This is a genomic window from Rhodococcus sp. SJ-3 (genome assembly GCF_051918125.1).
Lineage (GTDB): Bacteria > Actinomycetota > Actinomycetes > Mycobacteriales > Mycobacteriaceae > Rhodococcus.
Window position 1 is genome coordinate 3037542 of sequence record NZ_CM123306.1, and the last position, 22241, is coordinate 3059782.

A 22241-nucleotide genomic window follows, 5' to 3' on the forward strand; every position below is an offset into this window, starting at 1 on the left:
GGTACACCCGCTCGACCGAAGGGGACGGGTGTACCAGTTCACTAGCTGGCAGGGTGCGTCAGTGCGCTTCCCGGCTTCGCAGCTCGACGGAGGCGAGTGCGAGCACCTCTTCCTCGGTGGGCGGACTCTTCGGATGGTGGGTCAGGCACAGTGGCGCTGCGATCTTCCGGAAGCTCGCGCCTTCGACCGCGGCGTAGAACTGTCCGGCGGGTAGTTTGCCGATGTCCGGGACCGTACCTCCCTTGACGCGCGCCATTTCCTGCGCGGCCTGGATCTGGGCCGGGCTGTTGAGCAACCCGTAGAACTGGGTGGCTGCGTTGCCGGGGATCTTGTTGTTCAGACCCTTCGGGGCCTGCGTCGCGAACACCAGACCGAGCCCGTACTTGCGGGCCTGCGACGCGAGTGCGAGCGTGCTCTGCGTGCAGGCCGTGAATCCTCCAGCGGGCGCGAAGTTCTGGGCCTCGTCCATGACGAACAGTGCCCCGAGTGGGCGGTCGCCGGCCGGGTTTTTCTTGACCCACGCGAACAACGCCATCTGCAGCTGGTTGACGAACCCCTGGCGCTGGTCGTCCGACGGCAATCCCGACAGGTTCACCACCGACACGCGGGCGCGGTAACCGGGGGAAGGCGCGAGCAGGGTCCCTGGGTCGGCGGCGGTGCCGCGACCGCCGAAGAGTGGATCGTTGGCGATCGATGCCTTCAGGTTCTCGGCGAGATCCGCGGCGATCTTCGTCGCGTTGCGCAGTGTGCTGATGTCTTCCGGAAGGTCCTCGAGCAACGCGACGAACGTGTCGAGGGTGCCACCGGGGCTTTCACCGAAGTATTCGAGTGCCTGCTTGAGCACCGCGCGGGCCTTGTCGGCGTTCGCGGACTTTCCGGCGGCGTTCGCGCGCGGGGCCAGTGCGGCCACCGCCGATTCGACGGAGGCATCGAACTCGTCGGCATCGTCCCGGACACTGGCGAAATCGGGCAGCGGCTGGAAGGACAGCGGGCGCCCGTTCTGGCGACGCGGTGTCCACACGACGACCTCGGTGTTCTCGAGGTACTCGTCGGCCTTGGCGCGATCGCCCGGCGACCACGGACGGGAATCGGCAGGCCATTCGCTGCCCAGCCGCGCGAGGTCGTTGTTCGGGTCGAGTACGATCGACGAAACACCTTGCAGTGCACATTCTTCGACTATCCGTCGGATGAGCACGGTCTTTCCGGAACCGGATCCGGCGAAGATCGCGGTGTGCTTGCGCAGTGCTTCGAGATCGACGCGTACCTCCGTGTCCATGGCGATAGTGCGTCCGAGGGGAATGGACGCCGCGTTGTTCTGGGTCGGTTCGACGTTCGAGGGAGGCGAGACTCGCTCCTCGACGAGGGGTTCCGGCTCCGGAGTGACGGTGATCGGCTCCGCGGTGGTCGGACGAACGGTGATCACTTCCGGTTCGTCGCCGAGAGCCGTCGTGAGCAGTGCGGTCCCGTGTGCGGGACGACGGGCCTGCAGCCACGCGTCGAGGTGTTCAGGGTTCTGCTCCAGCAGTTCCCGGAGAGCGGCGAAGACGCGTGCGTCGTCGACGGAGAGGGTGCAGACGCGACCCCCGGCCTGCTCGAACTCGGCGACGATCGCCCGGGTCTTCTCCCCGTTCGGCCACGGCTGATTGCGCAGCACGATCAGATTCCGTCCCGGGATACCTGAAGACAACCCGACTGCGGTGCAGGACTTCTGGAGTCTGTTGACTGCCGCGGTGTGGTGTGTCGAGCCGATGGCGCGGAACGCCCAGTGCATGTGCTGTTCGGATTCTTCGTCGAGGGTGCGCAGCAGGCGGGCGTGCAGTGCGGGTTTCGTGCCGGACGGAGTCTCCCGCCCGTACACGTCGTCGTCCGCACCGCTCTCCCGGATCCACGCGTCCAGACCCGCGCTGAGCAGGGGCGGGATCACGAGATCCTCGACGGTGTGGTCGAACGCACTGTCGATCGATGCGGCCGCCTGCAGCTGCGCGAAGCGGGCGTCGAGCACTGCGAAGTCACCGGCGTGATCGACGGCGGTCGTGGGCTTCTCGCGCTTATCGGGCACCGGGGTCGTCAGGTCGGTCATCTCCGTGACCGCCCCGTTCTCGAGGCAGGTCCGGATGTGGCGGTCTACCAGCTGAAGCAACCGGCGCGGCGTGTATCGAGGTGCTTCGTCGAAGACGGAACCGGTGACCGGCCACGTCGGGTACGGCGCGGTGAAACCGACCGAGCAATAGGCGCGTTCGAGCCGGAGCCGGATCAGATCCTGCGCCACCTGGGGCGACGGCAGTAGCGACAGCGTCGGGCACACCCGGAACCGGTCGCGGACCGTGGCCGTCGCGAACCGGTCGATCACGACCCACGCCGTCGGCAGGCACGACAGCACCGGGACCGTGCGGCTGAAGGTCTCGCGCAGGCCCATCAGGCCGTGTGCGAAGTCCTCGTACGAGTTGTCTGTCGGGCGCGTGACCGACCCGGTGTCGTCGGCCCCGACATGCTGCGGGTTGAGCAGGGTATCGAACTGGTCGATCGCGAGCACAGTCGGACCGGTCAGCGCGAGGAGCCGGGAAAGGTCGCGCGCGATCTCCTGGTGGGTCGGCGTGGCCGACCCGACGCCCCAGTCGGCACGCTCGCCGGCGGTCGATTCGTCCTGCCCGAGGAGATACGACTCGCCGATGTCCCGCAGGTCCAGCGCTCCGGCATAGAGAACGAGGGCGCGGGCGGTGCGCCGGCACTGCTGGGAGAGCTGTGGATCGGCCGCGAACAGGCCGGTGATGAACGCATCGAGGGTCGCGCGGTCGAGTTCGGACTCCCCGATGATGGCCCGCCGCTGCACCCGCGACACCCGGGCGACGTTCGCGAGTTCCCACAGCAGGCGACGCAGCTGGGTCTCGTGGTCGGCCATGGGGCGCCCGAGATCCTCGAGCATCGCGAACAGCGTCGACTTCCAGAAGCTCACGGCGTCGAGCATCTTCACCAGGAAGAAGTATCCGCCGTCCTGCTGGATCTGCTCGCGGACGTACCCGAGCAGGTGCGTCTTACCGACGCCGGCCTGGCCTCGCACCACCACCCCGAGCGGGCTCGCCGACGTGGAGCTCTTCGCGTCGCGGAAGGCGTCCAGGATCATGTCCATCGCGGTGCCGTGCATCCCGGGGACGTGGAGTGGTTGCTGCGCCTCCCACACCTCGTCGGGTGTGGGCGCCCAGGTCAGGCGGACGGACGCGAGCGCCCGGAGTTGTTCGTCGGTGCTCATGCGACCTCGATCGACAGCAGGTGGTTGGGGGTGTCGCCGACGACGACGGCGGCGGCACGGTCGGCGTCGCTGAGCGCCTTCTGGTTCATTTCGGGGTTCAGGTGCACGTCCGGCAGGCGGAGCATATGCAGCAGTTCCCGATCCACTTCGTCGACGGACAGATCGGCGAGGACCGATCGCAGGCGGGCCAGACCCACCCACGCGCCCGGCTCGCGCGCGAGTTCCCAGTACGCGGCGCGGATGCGGTCCTCGACGGTCGGCGACGCGTCGTCCACCGCTGCAACCTCCTCCGTGACGGGGGCGAACACCTCGTACAGCTGCAGGTCGGCTCGGTCGAGGTGCCGGCCGAGGGCGCGCAGGAGGGTGTACACGGCGCGGACCGGCGCCGTGACACGTGGCGGGGTGTCGGCGATGAGAAGCGCTCGGCAGCGCGCCCACCCGGCGTCGGTCAGCTCGTGCGTGAACGGGCGGACCGAGGTATCGGTGGCGACGAGACCGAGCCGGTTGAGTTTCCGGCGGCTTTCCGCGCGCAGATCCGGGCCGAGCGTCTTCAGTGCGGTGTTGGAGACGGGCCGTGCTTCGGCGAGCAGGGTCAGCAGGACCAGCGTCTCGGTGGGGGTGAGGGATTCGGCGCTCACTGCGGTCTGCCTTCTGAAGTCGGGACGGGGGTGCGGGTGGCGAGACATCGGGCGATCAGGTCGGCGACAGCGGTGGCATCGCCGAGGACATGGTCGTTGGTGAACCGTAATACTGCGAAACCGGCCAGCTGAAGGTGCACGTCGCGTCGACGGTCGGCGGCGAACTTCTCGGGCCGCCGATGGTCGTCACCGTCGATCTCGACGACGCAGCGTGCTTCGGGAAACATCAGGTCCACCCGGATCGGAGCGTCGAGTGGGCCGGCCGACCACGTCCGGTTCCACTGTCGGTCTCCGGCCCAGTCGCACGTGCTCAAGACGGACTCGAGCAGTTGCTCGGCGTCGCTCGCGGGGTGTGGCCGACCGAGTGGGGCGGGCAGCCGCAGACGCCGTGTCACCGGAGTCGCCGCGGCGGGTGGCCGGGCCGGACCGACCCGGACGACAGGGAACCGGTCGACTGCCGGGATCGGATCGCCGATCAGCCAGATCCCGAACCGGTCGCGACCCGTGAGCCACTCGAGCGCCGCAGCGAGAACGTGCTGCTCCTCGACGGGCAGCGGGTCCGCGGTCACGGCCAGTACCACGTGTTCCCGTCCGTATGCCGAGGCGAGGACCCGTGCGAGCCCAGCGGCACGCACCTCGGCCGAGTACCGGGCAGGATCGAGGCGACCACCGAGCACGGAGGCTTCGGCGAGGTCGGCCAGGAACGACCCGTACTTCGGAGTGACCAGTCCGGATGTCAGTGCGCGCACGGCCGTGATGTCGAGGCCGCTGTGCCCGTCGAGCACCCGGGCGCCGGGCATCCATTGGAGAAACAGGGTGTGAGCTGCGGTTTCGCACTCGTCGAGGATCCTTCCGGCGACATCCGACCCGGTGGATGCGTTCGTGACGTGGTAGCCGGATACCACCGAAGCTGCGGGTGGCAGCGGATCGAGTGCGTCGGCGACGGTGGCGGCGTCGGCACCGTCGAGGTGCACGACCCGATCGACGGGCAAATCGACGAGCGCCGGGAATGAAGAAGATGCGGACGGAATCATCACTCCGTGGAGCCCACAACGCGCTGACGTCGATACATGCTGAGAAACCATACATACCGGACACGACATCGGCAGGGTGAGGTTGCTGCGGCTACGCGCACCCGAGGCGGGCCATCCACCCGTCGATGTCACGTCGGCTCGTCAGACGCACGATCGGCAATTCGGGACGCCGCTGGAGAACTTCGCGGATGCGCTCCGGGAAAAGCCCGTACGTCGACCACGACCAGCGGATGATGTGCGTGCGGTCGGTGAAGATGGTGTGTAGCGGCGGTTCCACGTTGCCGTTCCACAGCACCTCACGCCGGACCCGGCGGCGCAGCGTCCGGCGGATCACCTGCCGCATCACGACGGGGCGAGGTAGATCGAGCCAGATCATCAGATCGGCCCGCTCCGCAAGCAATGGACGGACCACGGTGTACTGCCACTCGGTCACCCAATACGGCTGGGAGGTGAAGTCCTCCACGTCGGCGACGAACGACGGCCGCGGCGTCCAGTTCGGACCATGATGTAGCCCGTCGATCTCGATGTGCTCGATCCCGAGTGCGTCGCCGAGACGGGCGGAGAGTGTGGTCTTCCCGGAACCCGACGTCCCCGCCACAACGATGCGGCAGGGACGGTCGGGTGGCGGTGTCGCCGAGTCGAGAAGAGGCACCGCCGGAGGTTATCGCAGCTCAGGCAGAGACTGCGACCAGATATTCGCGCGGCTGCCCGAACAACTGCGCGGTGCCGTGCGCGCGCTTGAAGAACAGCTGCGCGTCGTGCTCCCACGTGATCGCGATACCGCCGTGCAGCTGCACCGCCTCGGATGCGACCTGCTGGAATGCTTCCGAACAGTAGATCTTCGCCGCGTAGGCATCCTGCGGATCCTGCGACAGCACCGCCGCGTACGACATGGACCGTGCAGTTTCGACGAGCGCATACATATCGGCCATACGGTGCTTGAGCGCCTGGAACGAACCGATGACACGACCGAACTGTTTGCGGTTCTTCGTGTACTCGACCGTCAGATCCAGAGTCGCCTGGGCAGCGCCCACCTGTTCGGCCGACACCGCGATCACCGCGGCAGTTCGCAACCTTTCCACCAGGTCGTCGGTCGACGACAACCGGCGGGCTGCGACAGCGGAGAACGACACCTCGGCCAGCGGCCGAGTCGGGTCCATCGTCGGAACCCTGCGACGCGCAACGCCGTCGGTCTGCGGATCCACCTCGAACAGCGCTGTCGTGTCACCGTCGGCGGCGATCACGAGCAGTGTGGTGGCGATGTCGCCGCCGAGGACGTAGTGCGCTGTGCCGGTGAGTACATCGCCGTGGGCGGCGACACCCGGCCGGTGCCACCCCGCTTCCGATGCCCAGCACACCGCGACGACCTCGCCGGCGGCGATGCCGGGCAGCAGCCGGGATGCGGCGTCGGTGTCGCCCGAGAGCAGCACCGCCTGTGCGGCGAGAACCGCCGATCCGAGGAACGGGGACGGAGTCAACGCCCGACCGAGTTCTTCGAGAACGACGTGGGTTTCGGCCCACGACGCACCGACGCCGTCGTACTCCTCGGGAATCGCGAGCGCGGCAACCCCGACCTGCTCGACGAGCCGCGACCACAGATCCGCATCGTAGCCGTCGGAGGACGCAATCGCCTTGCGGACGGCAGCGGAATCCGAGTGCTTCGCGAGCAGGCTCCGTACCGACTCCCGCAGTGCCGCGCGATCCTCGGTTTCGAAGGTCACGACGCGACCTCGCCCTCGAGTGCCGCGACGACGCGTTCGCGATGGAAATCGGGTGTGCCCCATGCAGTGACAAGTGCGCGGGTCTTCGTGATCCACAGCGACAGGTCATATTCCTGCGTGTATCCGATGGCGCCGTGCACCTGCAGTGCCGTACGTGCCGCGAGGTAGGCGGCATCGCCACACGCGACCTTGGCCGCCGACACGTCGCGCGACGCGGTGGGCAGGCCATCGCGGACCGCGAGCGCCGCACCGTGCAGGAGCGGACGTGCCATCTCCAGTGCGACGGCAACGTCGGCGAGGTGATGCTTGATGGCCTGGAACGAACCGATGACCCGGCCGAACTGCTTGCGCTGCTGCACATACTCGACAGACATGTCGAGCAGGGTGCGGCCGAGGCCCTGCAGTTGCGCGGCGGTTGCAAGTGCACCGAGGTCGAACGCGGCGTCGAACGGGGTCGAGCCGAGCACGTCGGCGGACGAGACCTCGAACAGGTGACGCGCGAGGTCCACCGACGCGTGCTGTTCACCTGCGGTGGCCGTCGACACCGACTCGCCGTCGACGTGCAGGAGCAGCTCGGCCACATCGGCGTCCACCGCATACGGCGTGTCCGGAGCTGCCGCGACGGTCGCGAGCGACCCGGATGCCAGCGCCGCGAGACGACCCGGAGCGACCGCTGCGAGCAGCGCGGGTACGACAGCGACGGTTTCGACGACCGGGCCCGGAACCGCGTGGCGGCCCAGCTGTTCGACGGCCACGACGAGGTCGACCGCGTCGGCACCGAGACCATCGTGCTCCTCGGCGATGAGCAGGCCGTTCACTCCCGTCTCGGCGAGTCGCTGCCACACGGTCAGGCCGGGTGCGGTGTCTCCGCTGTTCCATGCGCGGATGACAGCGGGCATATCGGACTTGGTGAGGAGCGCGTCGATGCTCGACGCGAAATCCTCGTGGGATTCATCGAGTGCGAATCTCATCGGTCGCCCTTCGGGAGGCCGAGCAGTCGCTCGGCGATGACGTTCTTCTGGATTTCGTTGGTGCCTGCGTAGATCGGGCCCGACAGTGAGAACAGGTAGCCGTCGGTCCAGTTGTCGACCACCTCGGCGTGCGCGCCCTGCAGGTCGAGGGCGGTTTCGTGGGTGGCGATGTCCCATTCCGACCAGAACACCTTGTTGATCGACGATTCGGCGCCCAGCTGGCCACCGTTCGTGAGCCTGGTGACCGTGCCCCACGTCGACAGTTCGTAGGCGCGTGCACCGATCCACGCGTCGGCGACCTTGTTCCGAAGCGCGGTGTCTCCGTGCAGCGGCGACTGCGAGTACTGCGCGAGCAACCGGTCGGTGGTGGCGAGGAACCGTCCGGGCGCACGCAGCGACAGGCCACGCTCGTTCGACGCGGTGCTCATCGCGACACGCCATCCCGCGTTGACCTCACCGATCACACCGGATTCACCGGGCTTCGACGGATCGTCGGGGACGAAGACGTTCTCGAGGAAGATCTCCGCGAATCCGGGTTCGCCGTCGAGCTGATCGATCGGCCGGACGGTGACGCCCTCAGCGCGCAGATCGAACATGAAGTACGTGATGCCCTTGTGGCGCTGGGCTTCCGGATCGGAGCGGAACAGACCGAAGCCCATGTCGGCGAACGAGGCCCGCGAGCTCCACGTCTTCTGCCCGTTGAGCAGCCACCCGCCGTCGACCTTCGTCGCCGTCGAGCGCAGCGACGCGAGGTCGCTGCCTGACTCGGGCTCCGACCAGGCCTGTGCCCAGATGTCGTCGGCACGCGCCATTCGCGGCATGATGCGCTCGAGTTGTTCGGGCTTCGCGTGCTCGAACAGAGTGGGGGCGAGCAGGAAGATGCCGTTCTGGCTCACCCGGCCGGGTGCACCCGAGCGGTAGTACTCCTCCTCGAACACCACCCACTGCTCGAGCGTCGCGTCGCGGCCACCGAGCGATTCGGGCCACGAGACGACGGACAGGCGCGCGTCGGCGAGGAGTGCTTCCCACTGCCGGTGCTCCTCGAAGCCCTCGGCGGTGTCCATCGACTTCAGCGGGGTCTTCGGGACGTTCTCGGCGAGAAACGCCCGTACCTCGTCGCGGAAAGCGAGAGTGGCGGAGTCGAGTTCGAGATCCATCACTTGCTCTCCTCGGCCGGACGAGCGCTGGCAGCCATCGACTTGGCGTCCATGCCGCCGAGGGAGTCGGTGCCGACCTCCGCGTTGTACGAGTGTGCGAAGTGATGCAGGCCGAAGACCGAGTCCATGCCGTTACGCATACCCATCTGGTCCTCGCACTGGTTCACCGCACGCTTGGTCAGTGCCAGGCCGAATCGCGGCATCTCCGCGATACGTCCGGCCAGGGCGAGGGTCTCGGATTCGAGATCGTCGCGTGTCACGACCCGGCTGACCATGCCGACTTCGTATGCGCGCTGCGCGGTGAAGCGGTCGCCGGTGTACAGGATCTCCTTGGCGAACCGGGTGCCGAGGACCCACGGGTGTGCGAAGTACTCGACACCCGGAATGCCCATGCGCACGACGGGATCGGAGAAGAAGGCGTCGTCGGAGGCGACGATGAGGTCGCACACCCACGCGAGCATGAGTCCACCGGCGATACATGCCCCCTGGACCATCGCGATGGTCGGCTTGGGGATCTCCCGCCAGCGGCGGCACATCCCGAGGTAGACCTCCATCTCGCGGGCATAGCGCTGGTCGCCACCCGGCTTGTCGACGTGATCCCACCACATGACGGCTTTGTTGTCGTAGTGCACGTGGTGGTCGCGACCGGGGGTGCCGAGGTCGTGGCCGGCGGAGAAGTGCTTGCCGTTGCCCGCGAGCACGATCACCTTCACCTCGTCGTCCTCGACAGCCTTCTCGAAGGCGGCGTCGAGGGCGTACGTCATCACCGAGTTCTGCGCGTTCCGGTAGTCCGGACGGTTGAGGGTGACGATCGCGATACCGTCACGCACTTCGTAGGTGACGACGTCGGGCTCGAATGGGACTGTCATGACTTCTCCTCACGCAGAACGTTTTTCAGGACCTTGCCGGACGCATTCCGGGGAAGGTGGTCGACGAAGCGCACCGACCGGGGTCGTTTGAAGTTGGCCAGATTCTCTTTGGCGTAGGCGAGAACGTGATCCTCGGTCAGATCCGCTCCGTCCAGTGTGGCGACGAAGGCGCAACCGACCTCTCCGGCCCGTTCGTCGGGTACGCCGATGACGGCGACCTCGTGGACACCGGGGATCCGCAGCAGCGACGCCTCGATTTCGGCGGGGTACACATTGAATCCGTTGCTGATGTACATGTCCTTGAGGCGGTCGGTGATGTCGAGGTACCCGCGCTCGTCGAGGGTGCCGACGTCGCCGGTATGCAACCAGCCATCGGAGTCGATGGTCTTGGCGGTCGCCTCGGGATCGTCGAGGTAGCCGAGCATCACGTTCGGGCCGCGCAGCAGGATCTCGCCCTTGTCGCCGATCCGCACCTCGAAGTCGGCGGTCGCGCGTCCGGACGAAGTCGACACGGTGACGGGGTCGTCGTCGGTGCGGCACATCGTGGCGACCACGGCCTCGGTCTGGCCGTACGCGGTGATCACCGCGTCGAAGTTCAGTTCGGTCTGCATGCGCTCGACGAGCGAGACCGGCACCGGCGCGGCGCCGGTGACCGCGATGCGCAGGTTGCTCAGGTCGTAGTCGCCGCGGCACGGGTGGTCGAGGATGCTCTGGTAGATCGTCGGTGCGCCCGGGAGCACGCTGATGCGTTCGGCCGAGACCATCGCCATGACCTTCTCGACGTCGAAGACGGCAAGCGGGATGACCGTTGCCCCTGTGAGCAGCGCCGCCACGAACCCGGCTTTGTATCCGAAGGTGTGGAAGAAAGGATTGATGATGAGGTAGTTGTCGTCGACGGTCAGTTCGGCGCATTCGGTCCATGCCTGCGCGACGCCGATGCACTGGCGGTGTGCACTGAGCACGCCCTTGCTCTTTCCGGTGGTGCCGGAGGTGAACAGGATGTCGGAGACATCGTCGGGCTCGACGGCTGCGGCGCGAGCGTCGGCATCGGTACGCGAGGCGTCGGTGGCAGCGGCGAGGAAATCGTCCCAGTCGGTGACTCCGTCGACCGGATTGTCGTTCCCGCTGACCGGGACTCGCACGACTGTGGGGACGGTGAGATCGGGTGCGACCTCGCGGAGTTGTGCGTAGCGATCGGAGCCGAGGAAGTCGCCCACGATGACGAGCGCGGACGCGCCGACGCGTTCGATGATCTCGGCTGCTTCGCCCGCGGTGTAACGGGTGTTGATGGGGACGACGACGCCACCGGCCCAATGCGCACCGAGAGCAGCGATTTCCCAGTGATACGTGTTGGGCGACCAGATCGCGACGCGCGCACCGGGTTCGACGCCGCGAGCGACCAGGGCCGCAGCGAAGTCCCGCACGCGTGCGTGCAATTGTGCGAAGGTCAGTCGGGTCTCGCCGTCGACGATCGCGAGCCGGTCGGGCCAGGTCTCGGCAGTGCGGACGAGGGCGGCCGGCGTGGTTCTCGGATGTGTGTTCACTGAGCTCCCTACCTAGCAATTGCTTGGTAGGTTATCGTACAGACGTGCAAGAGAGCGAGAGCCTGGAAAATACCGAGTACGCGGCCACCGTGCGGACGTGGCTCGACGAGAACCTGACCGGCGAATTCGCCGCCCTCAGGGGCAAGGGCGGGCCCGGCAGCGAGCACGAGTTCTTCGAACAACGACTCGCGTGGGACCGCCACCTCGCCGAGGCCGGATGGACCTGCATCGGCTGGCCCACCGAATACGGCGGACGCGGTGCAACCATGGAGGAGCGGGTCACCTTCCACACCGAATACGCGAAGGCCGACGCGCCCGCGCGGGTGAACCACCTCGGTGAGGAACTGCTCGGACCCACCCTCATCGCGTTCGGCACCCAGGAGCAGAAGAAGCGATTCCTCCCCGGAATTCGCAACGTCACCGAACTGTGGGCCCAGGGGTACTCCGAGCCGGGTGCCGGATCCGACCTCGCCAACGTCTCGACCACCGCGCGCCTCGAAGACGGCAAGTGGATCATCAACGGCCAGAAAGTATGGACATCCCTTGCGCACGTCGCCCAGTGGGCGTTCGTGATCGCGCGCACCGAACCGGGCTCGACCCGTCACCAGGGCCTGAGTTTCCTGCTCGTGCCGCTCGACCAGCCCGGGGTCACCGTTCGGCCGATCCAGCAGCTCACCGGCACCTCCGAGTTCAACGAGGTCTTCTTCGACGATGCGGTGACGGACGCCGACCTCGTCGTCGGTGAGCCCGGCGACGGCTGGAAGGTCGCGATGGGCCTGCTGACCTTCGAACGCGGCGTCTCCACTCTCGGCCAGCAGATCGGCTTCGAACGGGAACTCGACGGTGTCGTCGGCCTCGCGCGGGCCAACGGCTCGATCGACGACCCCAATATCCGCGAGAAGATCGCCCGTGCCCGCGTCGGGCTGCGGGTGATGCGCGCCCACGCCCTCCGCACCCTGGGGGACGCCGATCCCGGCCAGGCCTCGGTCGCCAAGCTGCTCTGGGCCAACTGGCACCGCGACCTCGGCGTCCTCGCCATGGAGGTCCAGGGCGCTGCATCGCTCATCGGCCCCGACCACGATCACGCGGGCACCCCGTCGAACATCACCGACCCGGAACATCTCGAGCTCGCCGAATGGCAGCGGTTGTTCCTGTTCACCCGCGCCGACACCATCTACGGCGGATCCAACGAGGTCCAGCGCAACGTCATCGCCGAGCGTGTGCTCGGCCTTCCCCGAGAGGCTCGCCCGTGACCACCTCCCCGCTGTCCACCCCGCCCGTCGAAACCCCCGGGCACGGGTTGCTCGCAGGCAAGAAGGTCGTCGTCACCGCGGCGGCCGGAACAGGAATCGGTTTCTCATCGGCGCGGCGCGCCCTGCTCGAGGGCGCCGACGTCCTGATCTCGGACTTCCACGAGCGTCGCCTCGGTGAGGCCGCCGACAAGCTCGCCGCGGAGTTCCCCGAACAGCACGTGCATTCCATCGTGTGCGACGTGTCGTCCACCGAGCAGGTCGACGCGCTCATCACCGGTGCCGCCGACAAGCTCGGCCGCATCGACACGCTGATCAACAATGCCGGGCTCGGCGGAGAGACCCCGGTCGTCGACATGACCGACGAACAGTGGGATCGCGTCCTCGACGTCACTCTCACGAGCACATTCCGGGCGACGCGCGCGGCATTGCGTTACTTCAAGTCGGCCGGCCACGGCGGTGTCCTGGTCAACAACGCGTCGGTGCTCGGCTGGCGTGCCCAGCACTCGCAGGCACACTATGCCGCGGCGAAGGCCGGCGTCATGGCCCTCACCCGTTGCTCGGCGATCGAGGCTGCCGAATACGGTGTCCGCATCAATGCCGTCGCCCCGTCCATCGCGCGCCACGCCTTCCTCGCGAAGGTGACCAGCGAGGAACTGCTCGACCGGCTGGCGTCCGACGAGGCGTACGGTCGTGCGGCGGAGGTGTGGGAGATTGCTGCGACGATCGCGATGCTGGCGAGCGACTACACCACCTACCTGACCGGCGAGATCGTCTCGATCTCCTCGCAGCGGGCCTAGTAGTTCGACAGGCCGGAAGTTCGAAAGGCTTTTGCTCCATGACCCCACCTCGCGACGACTCAGCGAAGACCGGCCGCCGCGCCGAACTGCTCCACATCGCGGCCGACCTCTTCGCGTCACGCGGTGTCCGCGCCACGACGGTCCGCGACATCGCCGATGCCGCGGGGATCCTCTCCGGCAGCCTCTACCACCACTTCGACTCGAAGGAGTCGATGGTCGACGAGATCCTGCGAGGTTTCCTCGACGACCTGTTCGACCGGTACCGCAAGATCGTGGCCGCAGGCCTCGACCCACGCGCGACGCTCGAAGCCCTCGTCACGACGTCCTACGAATCGATCGACCGATCGCACGCCGCGGTCGCGATCTATCAGGACGAGGCCAAGCACCTCGACGGCGACAGGTTCTCCTACATCGCCGAACTCAACACGGAGTTCCGCACACTGTGGTCGGGGGTGCTCGAACGAGGGATCTCGGAGGGAGTGTTCCGGCCCGACGTCGACGTCGACGTCGTCTTCCGTTTTCTCCGCGACACGGTGTGGGTCGCGGTGCGCTGGTATCGGCCTGGCGGAGCGCTCAGCGTCGAACAAGTTGCGCAGCAGTACCTTTCCATCGTTCTCGACGGACTGTCGAACCCGAACCCCGCATAAGGAGCAACAATGACCGAGGCTTACATCGTCGACGCGGTCCGTACCCCGATCGGCAAGAAGAAGGGCGGCCTGGCGGATGTGCACCCGGCCGACCTCGGCGCACACGTCATCAAGGCAGTCGTCGAGCGCACGGGCATCGACCCGGCAGACGTCGACGACGTGGTCTTCGGTTGTGTCGACGCGATCGGCGGCCAGGCGGGCAATATCGCTCGTACCGCGTGGCTCGCGGCCGGCTACCCGCAGCATGTGCCCGGTGTGACCGTCGACCGCCAGTGCGGATCGAGCCAACAGGCCATCCACTTCGGTGCGCAGGCCATCCTGAGCAACACCGCCGACCTCATCATCGCGGGTGGCGTGCAGAACATGACGCAGATCCCGATCTCGTCGGCCATGACCGCCGGCCAGCAATACGGCTTCGACACCCCGTTCGGGGGATCGAAGGGCTGGGTCGAGCGGTACGGCTCCGACGAGGTCTCCCAGTTCAAGGGCGCCGAGATGATCGCCGAGAAGTGGGACATCAGCCGCGAAGAGCTCGAACAGTGGGCGCTGCAGAGTCACGAGCGCGCCAAGGCCGCGATCGCCGCGGGCCGCTTCGACAACGAGATCGTGCCCCTCGGAGACGCCGCCGTCGACGAGGGACCCCGCGAGACCAGCCTCGAGAAGATGGCGGGCCTGCAGACTCTCGTCGAGGGTGGCCGCCTCACCGCGGCCGTCGCGTCGCAGATCTCCGACGGCGCGTCGGCGCTGCTGCTCGCGTCCGACGAGGCCGTGAAGAAGCACGGCCTGAAGCCGCGCGCACGCATCCACCATCTCAGCGCTCGCGGTGACGATCCGATCTTCATGCTCACCGCCCCCATCCCGGCGACGCAGCACGCACTCGAGAAGACCGGTCTGACCATCGACGATATCGACGTCATCGAGATCAACGAGGCGTTCGCTCCCGTCGTGCTCGCATGGATCAAGGAGATCGGCGCCGACCCGGCCAAGGTCAACGTCAACGGTGGCGCGATCGCGCTCGGTCACCCGCTCGGCGCTACCGGCACCAAGCTCATGGCGACCCTGCTCAACGAACTCGAGCGTGTCGGCGGCAAGTACGGCCTGCTCACCATCTGCGAGGGTGGCGGCACCGCTAATGTCACCATCATCGAGCGCATCTCGGAGTAGTCCCCGCACGGAATGCCCACGGTGACGGACACAGTGCCGTCACCGTGGGCATTCCGTTCCCTGGGTCAGCGCAGCGTCGGATCGGTGACGCGGTCGCTGCTGCCCGCTGTGCGGAACACGGTGTCGACGAAATCGGCGACAGGATCGGCGGGCAGGACGTCGACGAACCCGTCGTAGATGATGCCACCATCCGGGCACCACACCTTGACGTGCCGTTTTCCGGGGGCGACCTGGTGCGCGACCATCCGGCTCGACGGTTCCAGCGGCAAACTCTGAGTGTTACCGTCGGCGTCGGGGTCGACGCGGCAACTCTCCGGATGAACCGGCACGCCGTGGACGTTCACCAGGATCCGGGCTCTGCCGGGCACGACCTCGGCGGTCGCGGCGGCTCCCGCTGTACCCGGGGTGGTCAGGACGATCGCTGCGGTGGACAACACAGCCGCGGCGGCACTTGCGTATCGGAATCGCATCCGGCTCCCTCACATAGGTGACAACAGATCGGTCGACAACGGGTCGACCTTACGCAGCGAACGCACTCATCTGTACTCCTCGACAGGATGTCGCGCATGATGTTCGGGACTACTCTCGAAGGCATGTGCCGGAACATCACCGAGCTGCGCGGGCTCGAACCGGTAGCGACCGCCGAGGAGATCGAGGCGGCCGCCCGGCAGTATGTCCGTAAGGTCAGCGGAATCCACAAACTGTCCGATGCCACCCGGGAGCCGTTCGAGCAAGCCGTCGCTGAGGTCGCCGCGACGACCACGAGATTGCTCGATCTCCTTCCCGAGCGGCGGCAACCACCACCGACGGTGCCGCCGCTGCGGCGCCCCGAAGTGCAGGCGAGGATCGCCTCGCGGGGCTGAATCCATCAATTCGGTTCTTGGGCACCCATCCGCGGGTAGCGTGACGCAGGCCATAACTGTGCACGTTGTCGAGGAGCCGTCGGGCGCATTCGGTTGCCGCTCAGCGTCGGCTCCGGTGAGGAGCCGAGATGGCCGTCGACCCGACGCCGCCCAGCGACGCGAACGTCGAATACTTGCGCACGGACCCGGCTCTTCCCCCGGTGGGCGTCGTCGATCGAACACCGATGTCCGCCACGGCGCGCATCGTCTTCGTAGTCCTCGCGCTCGTCGGTGGCTTCGCCTGGTCGATGATCGCGGTGGTGCGCGGCGAGAACATCAATGCGGTGTGGTTCGTGATCGCGGCAGTGTGCACATATCTTGTCGCATACCGGTTCTACGCCAAATTCATCGAACGCAAGATCGTGCAACCGCGCGACGATCGCGCGACCCCCGCCGAGGTCCTGGAGAACGGCAAGGACTACATGCCGACGGACCGGCGGGTCCTGTTCGGACACCATTTCGCCGCGATCGCAGGGGCCGGCCCCCTCGTCGGCCCGGTCCTCGCCGCTCAGATGGGCTACCTGCCGGGAACGATCTGGATCATCGTCGGTGTCGTCCTGGCCGGTGGAGTCCAGGATTTCCTGGTGCTGTGGATTTCGTCGCGGCGGCGCGGGCGCAGTCTCGGACAGATGGGACGCGACGAACTCGGCCCGATCGGCGGAATTGCTGCCCTGATCGCCGTTTTCGTGATCATGATCATTATTATCGCGGTGCTCGCACTCGTGGTCGTCAATGCACTCGCGGAGAGCCCGTGGGGGTTGTTCTCCATCGCGATGACCATTCCGATCGCGTTGTTCATGGGTGTGTATCTGCGTTATCTGCGCCCCGGCAAGGTCTCCGAAGTGTCTGCGATCGGTGTCGTGCTGCTGGTCCTGGCAATCGTTGCAGGAGGGTGGGTCGCCGAAACCGATTGGGGTGTCGAATGGTTCACCCTGTCGAAGGTGACGATCGCGTGGTTGATGATCGCTTACGGGTTCGCCGCGTCCGTCCTGCCGGTGTGGTTGCTGCTCGCCCCGCGCGACTACCTGTCGACCTTCATGAAGGTCGGTACCATCGCGCTGCTCGCCATCGGCATCCTTATCGCCCGCCCCGAGATCCAGATGCCCGACGTCACGTCGTTCGCGATCGACGGTGACGGGCCCGCGTTCGCCGGGTCGCTGTTCCCGTTCCTGTTCATCACCATCGCGTGTGGCGCGCTGTCGGGGTTCCACGCATTGATCTCCTCCGGCACCACTCCGAAGATGCTGGAGAAAGAGAAGCAGACCCGCCTCATCGGGTACGGCGGGATGCTCACGGAATCGTTCGTGGCGATCATGGCCCTGGTCACCGCGTGCATCATCGATCAGCACCTGTACTTCGCGCTCAACGCGCCGGAAGCGCTTACCGGTGGCACCCCCGAAACAGCTGCGGCCTATGTGAACAGTCTCGGACTGTCCTCGCCGGACGTCACTCCAGAACAGATCGCCGGCGCGGCGGCCGCGGTCGGGGAGGAATCGATCATCTCCAGAACAGGTGGTGCGCCCACCCTGGCCTTCGGTATGTCGAACGTCCTGTCCGACCTGTTCGGCGGCGACAGTCTCAAATCGTTCTGGTACCACTTCGCGATCATGTTCGAGGCGTTGTTCATTCTCACGACCGTCGACGCAGGCACACGTGTCGCGCGGTTCATGCTGTCGGACTCCCTCGGCAACTTCGGCGGTGCCGCAAAGCGTTTCAAGGACCCGTCGTGGCGTCCCGGTGCATGGTTCTGCTCGTTCGTGGTCTGCGCACTGTGGGGTGCGATCCTGCTCATGGGCGTCACCGATCCGCTCGGCGGCATCAACACCCTGTTCCCGCTGTTCGGTATCGCCAACCAGCTGCTCGCCGCGATCGCACTGACGATCGTCCTCACCATCGTGGTCAAGAAGGGGCTGCTGAAGTGGGCGTGGATCCCCGGCGTCCCGTTGGTGTGGGATCTCATCGTGACGATGACGGCGTCGTGGCAGAAGATCTTCTCCAGCGACCGCGCGGTCGGATACTGGGCGCAGCACAATGCGTTCGTCGATGCGAAGAATGCAGGCGAGACCCGGTTCGGTTCGGCCGCCTCACCTGCCGCGATCGACGCCGTCATCCGCAACACGTTCATCCAGGGCACGCTGTCGATCGTGTTCGCGGTACTCGTTCTCATCGTGGCTATTGCCGGCGTGGTGGTGTGCATCCGGTCGGTGCGGCTCGGCGGCATGCCGACGACCGAGTCGCCGGATGTGCCGTCGAAGATCTTCGCGCCTGCCGGATTCGTACCCACACCGGCCGAGCGTGAACTGCAGAAGCAATGGGATGAACTCATCGCGTCGGGCAAGGTGCGTGCACCCGGCGCCGCCCACACACACGCCGATCACGCGCATCAGCACGAGAGCGGGACGCCGTGATCACCGCGGTGCGTCGGGTGTGGTGGTGGGTCGGTGCGCTGATGGGCGATCACGACTACGCGCGGTACGTCGAATTGCAGCGGCGGCTGAACTCCGGCGACCCGGTCATGACCGAGCGTGAGTATTGGCGTCAGAGGCACGCCGCAAGCGAAGCAGACCCCGGGGCACGCTGCTGTTGATGCGGGCGTGGGCGCAACCGGCCGGGCTCTTCTACGATTCGGAGTGTGGATCGCGCCGCAGGCGCGTCGAATCGGACGAAGGGGAGAGTGCAGACAGTGGGTTCCGAAGGCCGTGTCGTCGACACGAATGTCCTCGACAATCCTGTACACACCTCGCTGACCGGTGATCACGCCCATCTCGCCCGCCGGGCGGGCCGTGCGGCCACGTACTGCGCCGACGTCGCCACCTTCTGCGCAGTGCCCCCCGATCCTGAGCAGCAGGACTGGTCCGATCTTGCTCGACTGCTGGGGTCCGGTGCTCTCGCGGACCTCTTCGATTGCCCGCACGCTCCGCCGAACGAGTGGAAGCCCGTCTTCTCCGTCGACGGACTCCAGATGCTCGCACCGGCCCCCGGTGATCACGCGGACGCACCGGACCTCGCCGAGGGAGCCGAACTGCACGAACTCGGTCCCGGCGACCGGCAGGCGATGCTCGATCTCGTGGACCGGACACGGCCGGGACCGTTCTATCCTCGAACCCCCGAAATCGGCACCTACCTCGGTATCCGCCACGGCAGTACTCTCGTCGCGATGGCGGGTGAACGGTTGCACCCACCCGGCTGGACCGAGATCAGTGCAGTGTGTACGGCACCGGATGCGCGCGGTCACGGCTACGCAGGCCACCTCGTCCAGGCATTGTCTGCACGAATCGCGGCACGCGGCGAGAGAGCCTTTCTTCATGTGCTGCACAGCAATACACGCGCGTTGGACCTCTACTCCCGGCTGGGTTTCCAGCCCCGGAAAGACGTGCGATTCCGCGGCTTCGAAGTCCCCTGATATCTGCTGCCACGGACGGTGATCAGCCCACGACGGGCAACGTGACGAAACTCGGTACGGCGGAATCGAGTTCGAGATGCTGCGGTGCGAGCCCACTGTCGTGGAGCATCGGGCCGAGCGGCAATGACCGGGGAATGCTGGATGCGTAGACGTCGATCCGGATGCGGTGTCCCGGCTGCAGGATCGCGTCGGTGGGCAGCATGCTGATATCGAGTTGCGTGGGCCGGCCGGGCACGACCGGTTGGTGTGTGTCGAGAGTCAGGTACGGATGGGCGCGCGTGTAGTCGCCCGACGAGGTGAACGTACTCTTCGAATCATCGATCGCGCGCAGTGACGCAACCAGGGATCCGCTCGACAGCACCGTGGAGCGGCCATCGGGTGCAACATCATTGATCGACACCGACCAGAAACCGTCCGGGGTGTCGAGCACCGTGTTCAGATGCAGGTTGATCGGCCCGGAGATGACGGTCGGCTCTGCCATCGGCCGCGAGGTGAACGTCAGGCCCTCTGCCTCGTTGAAGCGTGCGTCCTTCGTGCAGTTCGATCCGAGGAGGACGGCGATCCCCGCAGTGCCCTGCGCAGCTTCCCTCGAACATACCCCGCGCAGGCCGGGTGCGACGGTGAGCCGCGCCGGAGAATCCTGCGGGGTGGGCTGCAGGCTTCCATCGTGGACCGAGTGCGCCGCAGTGCCGCTCGGTGTCGTCGACAGGTACATCCGCTGGTATTCGACACCCGCACGCGGGAATTGGTCGGTGGTGGTCCAGCCACCGCCCTGCTGCAGCAGCGTAACCGGACCGTACTCGGTGATGCCGTTGTCGATGTCCTTGAGCCAGTGGTCGAACCAGGCACGCTGCAATGCGACCATCGTCGGCGGGTGTCCGGGAGTGCCGAAGCCCTCGCCGAGGACGGCGTGGTACCCGTCGCCCATCACGAGTTGTTTGTTGCCGGGCGACACCGGAATCGAGTTGTAGATGTCGGGCTCGCTGTTGGCGAAGATGTCGTGCCAATTGCCGAACACGAAGGTGGGTACGTCGATCGCGTCGAGATCTGCTTGTCGTTCCTGATAGAACGGGCCATCCTGCGCGACTTCGAGTGCCTCGGGTGAGACACCCTCGATGGTCGGTGCGGTGAGTGCTTCGACGAGTTCGGGGATCTTCGTGAACGGATCGGCCATACGATCGCGGAGCCATTGCGCATCGAATCTGCCCTGCAGCAGGGCTTCGACTTCGGGGGCCCACTTGAGGCCGTTGACGAGGCCGAGCCATGCCGGCATGAAGCCGACGCCGATCGCACCGCCGGTGCCGACGATGTCGCGGAGCAGATCGTTGCCGGGTTCGACGGCGAACACGGCGTCGAGTTCGGCCGGTCGGTGTCCGGCAGCCTGGATCTGATTGATCGCCGAATACGACACACCCGTGGTGCCGACGCGACCGTTGGACCACGGCTGCGACGCCGCCCAGTCGATGACCTCGACGGTGTCCTGTTGTTCGCGAGGTCCGAGCACGTCCCACTGTCCATGGGAAAATCCGGTGCCGCGGACGTCGACGATGACCTGCGTATAGCCGTTCTGCACGAGGTCGCGGTTGAGCCCGAAGGCGCGTCCCAGCTGCGCCGCGGGGGCGGCAAGCTCCGTGATGCCGTCGAAGGGAACGCCGAGATCGAGGATCGTCCCGAGATCTTCGACGAGCGGCTGAAGAGTCGGATCCTCCATCGCGACGGACGCGAGCGTCGACAGAAGTTTGGTGTACGGCGTGAGGTTGAGAACCACGGGCGTCTGCTCGTCGATCGGTGTCCCGTCGGCATTCGCAGGGCGGAACACATTGGCGCGGAGTACAGTTCCGTCGCTGAGGGTGATCGGCACATCCCACTCGACTGCGGTGCCGGGGTACGCATCGGGCGCATCCACGGCCTCCTGCCATCCGATTGCATCGGCGCCGCCCGCAGGATCAGCCGCAGCCGTGGGTGCGAGAGCAATCGTCATAGCGGCGGTCGCCGCCATGACGACAGCACTGATGAGACGTCTTTTCACCTTTGGTTCCCCCTGTACCGGCAGTAACAGCTTGCTGGCACGTTAGCCGTCGGTAATCCCCAGGTCAACGATGTGCACACACAGGTGTGCTGTATTTTCGGATCATGGCGGCGGGAAAGAACTGGTTCGATCGCGGCGGTCGGGCCTACGCACAGTTTCGTCCCGAGTACCCGGCGGAGCTCGCGGAGTTCGTCGCTTCTCTTGCTCCGGCGACCGATCTGGCGGTCGATGTCGGATGTGGAAACGGCCAATTGACGGTGCAGCTCGCAACCCGTTTCGATGTCGTGATCGGAGTCGATCCCAGTGCAGATCAGATCGCGAACGCCAGGCTCCATGATCGGGTCCGCTACCTTCAGGCACCCGCCGAGACGCTTCCCGTGCCGGATCGGAGCGCTGCCCTGATCACCGCCGCGCAGGCGGCGCACTGGTTCGACCGCCCGGCGTTCTACAGCGAGGTCCGGCGGATCGCCGTCGACGATGCTGTGCTCGCGCTGGTCAGCTACGGGGTCATAGAACTCGACGCAGACCTCGACGAGCGGTTTCAGCACTTCTATCGGACCGAGATCGGCCCGTATTGGCCCGAGGAACGCACGCACGTCGACAACGGTTATGCCGACATCGACTTTCCTTTCGACGAGCGTCCTGCTCCACCGATGCAGATCCACAAGGAGTGGGACCTGAACGGCATGCTGGGCTATCTCTCGACATGGTCGGCGACCCGAAAGGCCGCGGAGGCGGGAAAATCCGAGGTTCTCGAGTCCTTCGCAGCAGATCTGGCAGACCTGTGGGGTGACCCCGCGACAACGCGGGAGTTCACGTCGCCCGTCAACATGCGCGTGGGAACGATCTGAAGCACCCGTGAGCA

20 protein-coding genes are annotated in these 22241 nt (G+C 66.4%); 9 read left to right on the forward strand and 11 right to left on the reverse strand.

Going from position 1 to position 22241, the window contains the following annotated elements:
• Window positions 1–58: 58 nt before the first annotated feature.
• From ACTDXD_RS14060 to ACTDXD_RS14100, 9 genes are all read right to left on the reverse strand, one after another.
• Window positions 59–3247, reverse strand: a complete 3189-nt coding sequence (locus tag ACTDXD_RS14060) for a helicase HerA domain-containing protein (RefSeq protein ID WP_440122952.1) — start codon at window positions 3245–3247, stop codon at window positions 59–61.
• Window positions 3244–3885: a hypothetical protein gene (locus ACTDXD_RS14065; protein WP_440122953.1), complete on the reverse strand. Its 642-nt coding sequence runs from the start codon at window positions 3883–3885 to the stop codon at window positions 3244–3246. The genes ACTDXD_RS14060 and ACTDXD_RS14065 overlap by 4 nt, the downstream gene beginning before the upstream one ends.
• Entirely contained in the window at window positions 3882–4919 is a 1038-nt protein-coding gene (locus ACTDXD_RS14070; RefSeq protein WP_440122954.1) for an endonuclease domain-containing protein, read from the reverse strand. Before ACTDXD_RS14070 ends, ACTDXD_RS14065 begins: the two co-directional genes overlap by 4 nt.
• A gap of 91 nt (window positions 4920–5010) precedes the next feature.
• The gene (locus tag ACTDXD_RS14075) at window positions 5011–5571 is read right to left on the reverse strand and encodes an AAA family ATPase (protein ID WP_440122955.1); all 561 of its coding nucleotides are present in this window, start codon (window positions 5569–5571) and stop codon (window positions 5011–5013) included.
• Between the two features lie 19 nt (window positions 5572–5590).
• On the reverse strand, window positions 5591–6640 hold the full coding sequence (locus tag ACTDXD_RS14080) for an acyl-CoA dehydrogenase family protein (RefSeq protein WP_440122956.1): 1050 nt from the start codon (window positions 6638–6640) through the stop codon (window positions 5591–5593).
• On the reverse strand, window positions 6637–7611 hold the full coding sequence (locus ACTDXD_RS14085; RefSeq protein WP_440122957.1) for an acyl-CoA dehydrogenase family protein: 975 nt from the start codon (window positions 7609–7611) through the stop codon (window positions 6637–6639). The genes ACTDXD_RS14080 and ACTDXD_RS14085 overlap by 4 nt, the downstream gene beginning before the upstream one ends.
• The gene (locus ACTDXD_RS14090) at window positions 7608–8768 is read right to left on the reverse strand and encodes an acyl-CoA dehydrogenase family protein (protein ID WP_440122958.1); all 1161 of its coding nucleotides are present in this window, start codon (window positions 8766–8768) and stop codon (window positions 7608–7610) included. Before ACTDXD_RS14090 ends, ACTDXD_RS14085 begins: the two co-directional genes overlap by 4 nt.
• Window positions 8768–9637: an enoyl-CoA hydratase gene (locus tag ACTDXD_RS14095; RefSeq protein ID WP_440122959.1), complete on the reverse strand. Its 870-nt coding sequence runs from the start codon at window positions 9635–9637 to the stop codon at window positions 8768–8770. Before ACTDXD_RS14095 ends, ACTDXD_RS14090 begins: the two co-directional genes overlap by 1 nt.
• Window positions 9634–11181 carry a FadD3 family acyl-CoA ligase gene (locus tag ACTDXD_RS14100; RefSeq protein ID WP_440122960.1) on the reverse strand — a complete coding sequence of 516 codons (1548 nt, stop codon included), beginning with the start codon at window positions 11179–11181 and terminating at the stop codon, window positions 9634–9636. Before ACTDXD_RS14100 ends, ACTDXD_RS14095 begins: the two co-directional genes overlap by 4 nt.
• Window positions 11182–11225: 44 nt before the next feature.
• Here ACTDXD_RS14100 and ACTDXD_RS14105 point away from each other — a divergent pair, with 44 nt between their 5' ends.
• Genes ACTDXD_RS14105 through ACTDXD_RS14120 form a run of 4 tightly spaced genes read left to right on the forward strand, consistent with a single transcriptional unit; the run spans window position 11226 to window position 15042 of the window.
• On the forward strand, window positions 11226–12434 hold the full coding sequence (locus ACTDXD_RS14105; RefSeq protein WP_440122961.1) for an acyl-CoA dehydrogenase family protein: 1209 nt from the start codon (window positions 11226–11228) through the stop codon (window positions 12432–12434).
• Window positions 12431–13231: an SDR family oxidoreductase gene (locus ACTDXD_RS14110; protein WP_440122962.1), complete on the forward strand. Its 801-nt coding sequence runs from the start codon at window positions 12431–12433 to the stop codon at window positions 13229–13231. The genes ACTDXD_RS14105 and ACTDXD_RS14110 overlap by 4 nt, the downstream gene beginning before the upstream one ends.
• Before the next feature lie 38 nt (window positions 13232–13269).
• Complete coding sequence (locus ACTDXD_RS14115; protein ID WP_440122963.1) at window positions 13270–13878, forward strand: TetR/AcrR family transcriptional regulator; 609 nt, start codon at window positions 13270–13272, stop codon at window positions 13876–13878.
• 9 nt (window positions 13879–13887) lie between these two features.
• The gene (locus ACTDXD_RS14120) at window positions 13888–15042 is read left to right on the forward strand and encodes an acetyl-CoA C-acetyltransferase (RefSeq protein ID WP_440122964.1); all 1155 of its coding nucleotides are present in this window, start codon (window positions 13888–13890) and stop codon (window positions 15040–15042) included.
• 65 nt (window positions 15043–15107) lie between these two features.
• On the opposite strand, the gene ACTDXD_RS14125 is transcribed toward ACTDXD_RS14120, so the two are convergent.
• Window positions 15108–15512, reverse strand: coding sequence for a hypothetical protein (locus tag ACTDXD_RS14125; protein ID WP_440122965.1), 405 nt, complete (start codon window positions 15510–15512; stop codon window positions 15108–15110).
• A gap of 123 nt (window positions 15513–15635) precedes the next feature.
• On the opposite strand from ACTDXD_RS14125, the gene ACTDXD_RS14130 reads away from it, so the two are divergent.
• The 4 genes from ACTDXD_RS14130 (at window position 15636) to ACTDXD_RS14145 (ending at window position 19347) form a co-directional block, all read left to right on the forward strand.
• Window positions 15636–15905: a DUF2277 domain-containing protein gene (locus ACTDXD_RS14130; RefSeq protein ID WP_440127647.1), complete on the forward strand. Its 270-nt coding sequence runs from the start codon at window positions 15636–15638 to the stop codon at window positions 15903–15905.
• 128 nt (window positions 15906–16033) lie between these two features.
• Complete coding sequence (locus ACTDXD_RS14135) at window positions 16034–18352, forward strand: carbon starvation CstA family protein (RefSeq protein WP_440122966.1); 2319 nt, start codon at window positions 16034–16036, stop codon at window positions 18350–18352.
• The gene (locus ACTDXD_RS14140; RefSeq protein WP_440122967.1) at window positions 18349–18531 is read left to right on the forward strand and encodes a YbdD/YjiX family protein; all 183 of its coding nucleotides are present in this window, start codon (window positions 18349–18351) and stop codon (window positions 18529–18531) included. Before ACTDXD_RS14135 ends, ACTDXD_RS14140 begins: the two co-directional genes overlap by 4 nt.
• A 45-nt stretch (window positions 18532–18576) precedes the next feature.
• Window positions 18577–19347, forward strand: coding sequence for a GNAT family N-acetyltransferase (locus ACTDXD_RS14145; protein WP_440122968.1), 771 nt, complete (start codon window positions 18577–18579; stop codon window positions 19345–19347).
• Window positions 19348–19369: 22 nt separating this feature from the next.
• On the opposite strand, the gene ACTDXD_RS14150 is transcribed toward ACTDXD_RS14145, so the two are convergent.
• Entirely contained in the window at window positions 19370–21346 is a 1977-nt protein-coding gene (locus tag ACTDXD_RS14150) for a CocE/NonD family hydrolase (RefSeq protein ID WP_440127648.1), read from the reverse strand.
• A 134-nt stretch (window positions 21347–21480) separates the two neighbouring features.
• Here ACTDXD_RS14150 and ACTDXD_RS14155 point away from each other — a divergent pair, with 134 nt between their 5' ends.
• Window positions 21481–22227: a class I SAM-dependent methyltransferase gene (locus tag ACTDXD_RS14155; RefSeq protein ID WP_440122969.1), complete on the forward strand. Its 747-nt coding sequence runs from the start codon at window positions 21481–21483 to the stop codon at window positions 22225–22227.
• Window positions 22228–22241 lie beyond the last annotated feature (14 nt).

Bases quoted from the DNA above. Each gene is read 5' to 3' on its own strand.
- ACTDXD_RS14060 (WP_440122952.1), bottom strand. From the start codon at position 3,247: ATGAGCACCGACGAACAACTCCGGGCGCTCGCGTCCGTCCGCCTGACC.
- ACTDXD_RS14070 (WP_440122954.1), bottom strand. From the start codon at position 4,919: ATGATTCCGTCCGCATCTTCTTCATTCCCGGCGCTCGTCGATTTGCCC.
- ACTDXD_RS14085 (WP_440122957.1), bottom strand. From the start codon at position 7,611: ATGAGATTCGCACTCGATGAATCCCACGAGGATTTCGCGTCGAGCATC.
- ACTDXD_RS14090 (WP_440122958.1), bottom strand. From the start codon at position 8,768: ATGGATCTCGAACTCGACTCCGCCACTCTCGCTTTCCGCGACGAGGTA.
- ACTDXD_RS14095 (WP_440122959.1), bottom strand. From the start codon at position 9,637: ATGACAGTCCCATTCGAGCCCGACGTCGTCACCTACGAAGTGCGTGAC.
- ACTDXD_RS14115 (WP_440122963.1), top strand. From the start codon at position 13,270: ATGACCCCACCTCGCGACGACTCAGCGAAGACCGGCCGCCGCGCCGAA.
- ACTDXD_RS14120 (WP_440122964.1), top strand. From the start codon at position 13,888: ATGACCGAGGCTTACATCGTCGACGCGGTCCGTACCCCGATCGGCAAG.
- ACTDXD_RS14125 (WP_440122965.1), bottom strand. From the start codon at position 15,512: ATGCGATTCCGATACGCAAGTGCCGCCGCGGCTGTGTTGTCCACCGCA.
- ACTDXD_RS14130 (WP_440127647.1), top strand. From the start codon at position 15,636: ATGTGCCGGAACATCACCGAGCTGCGCGGGCTCGAACCGGTAGCGACC.
- ACTDXD_RS14135 (WP_440122966.1), top strand. From the start codon at position 16,034: ATGGCCGTCGACCCGACGCCGCCCAGCGACGCGAACGTCGAATACTTG.
- ACTDXD_RS14150 (WP_440127648.1), bottom strand. From the start codon at position 21,346: ATGGCGGCGACCGCCGCTATGACGATTGCTCTCGCACCCACGGCTGCG.
- ACTDXD_RS14155 (WP_440122969.1), top strand. From the start codon at position 21,481: ATGGCGGCGGGAAAGAACTGGTTCGATCGCGGCGGTCGGGCCTACGCA.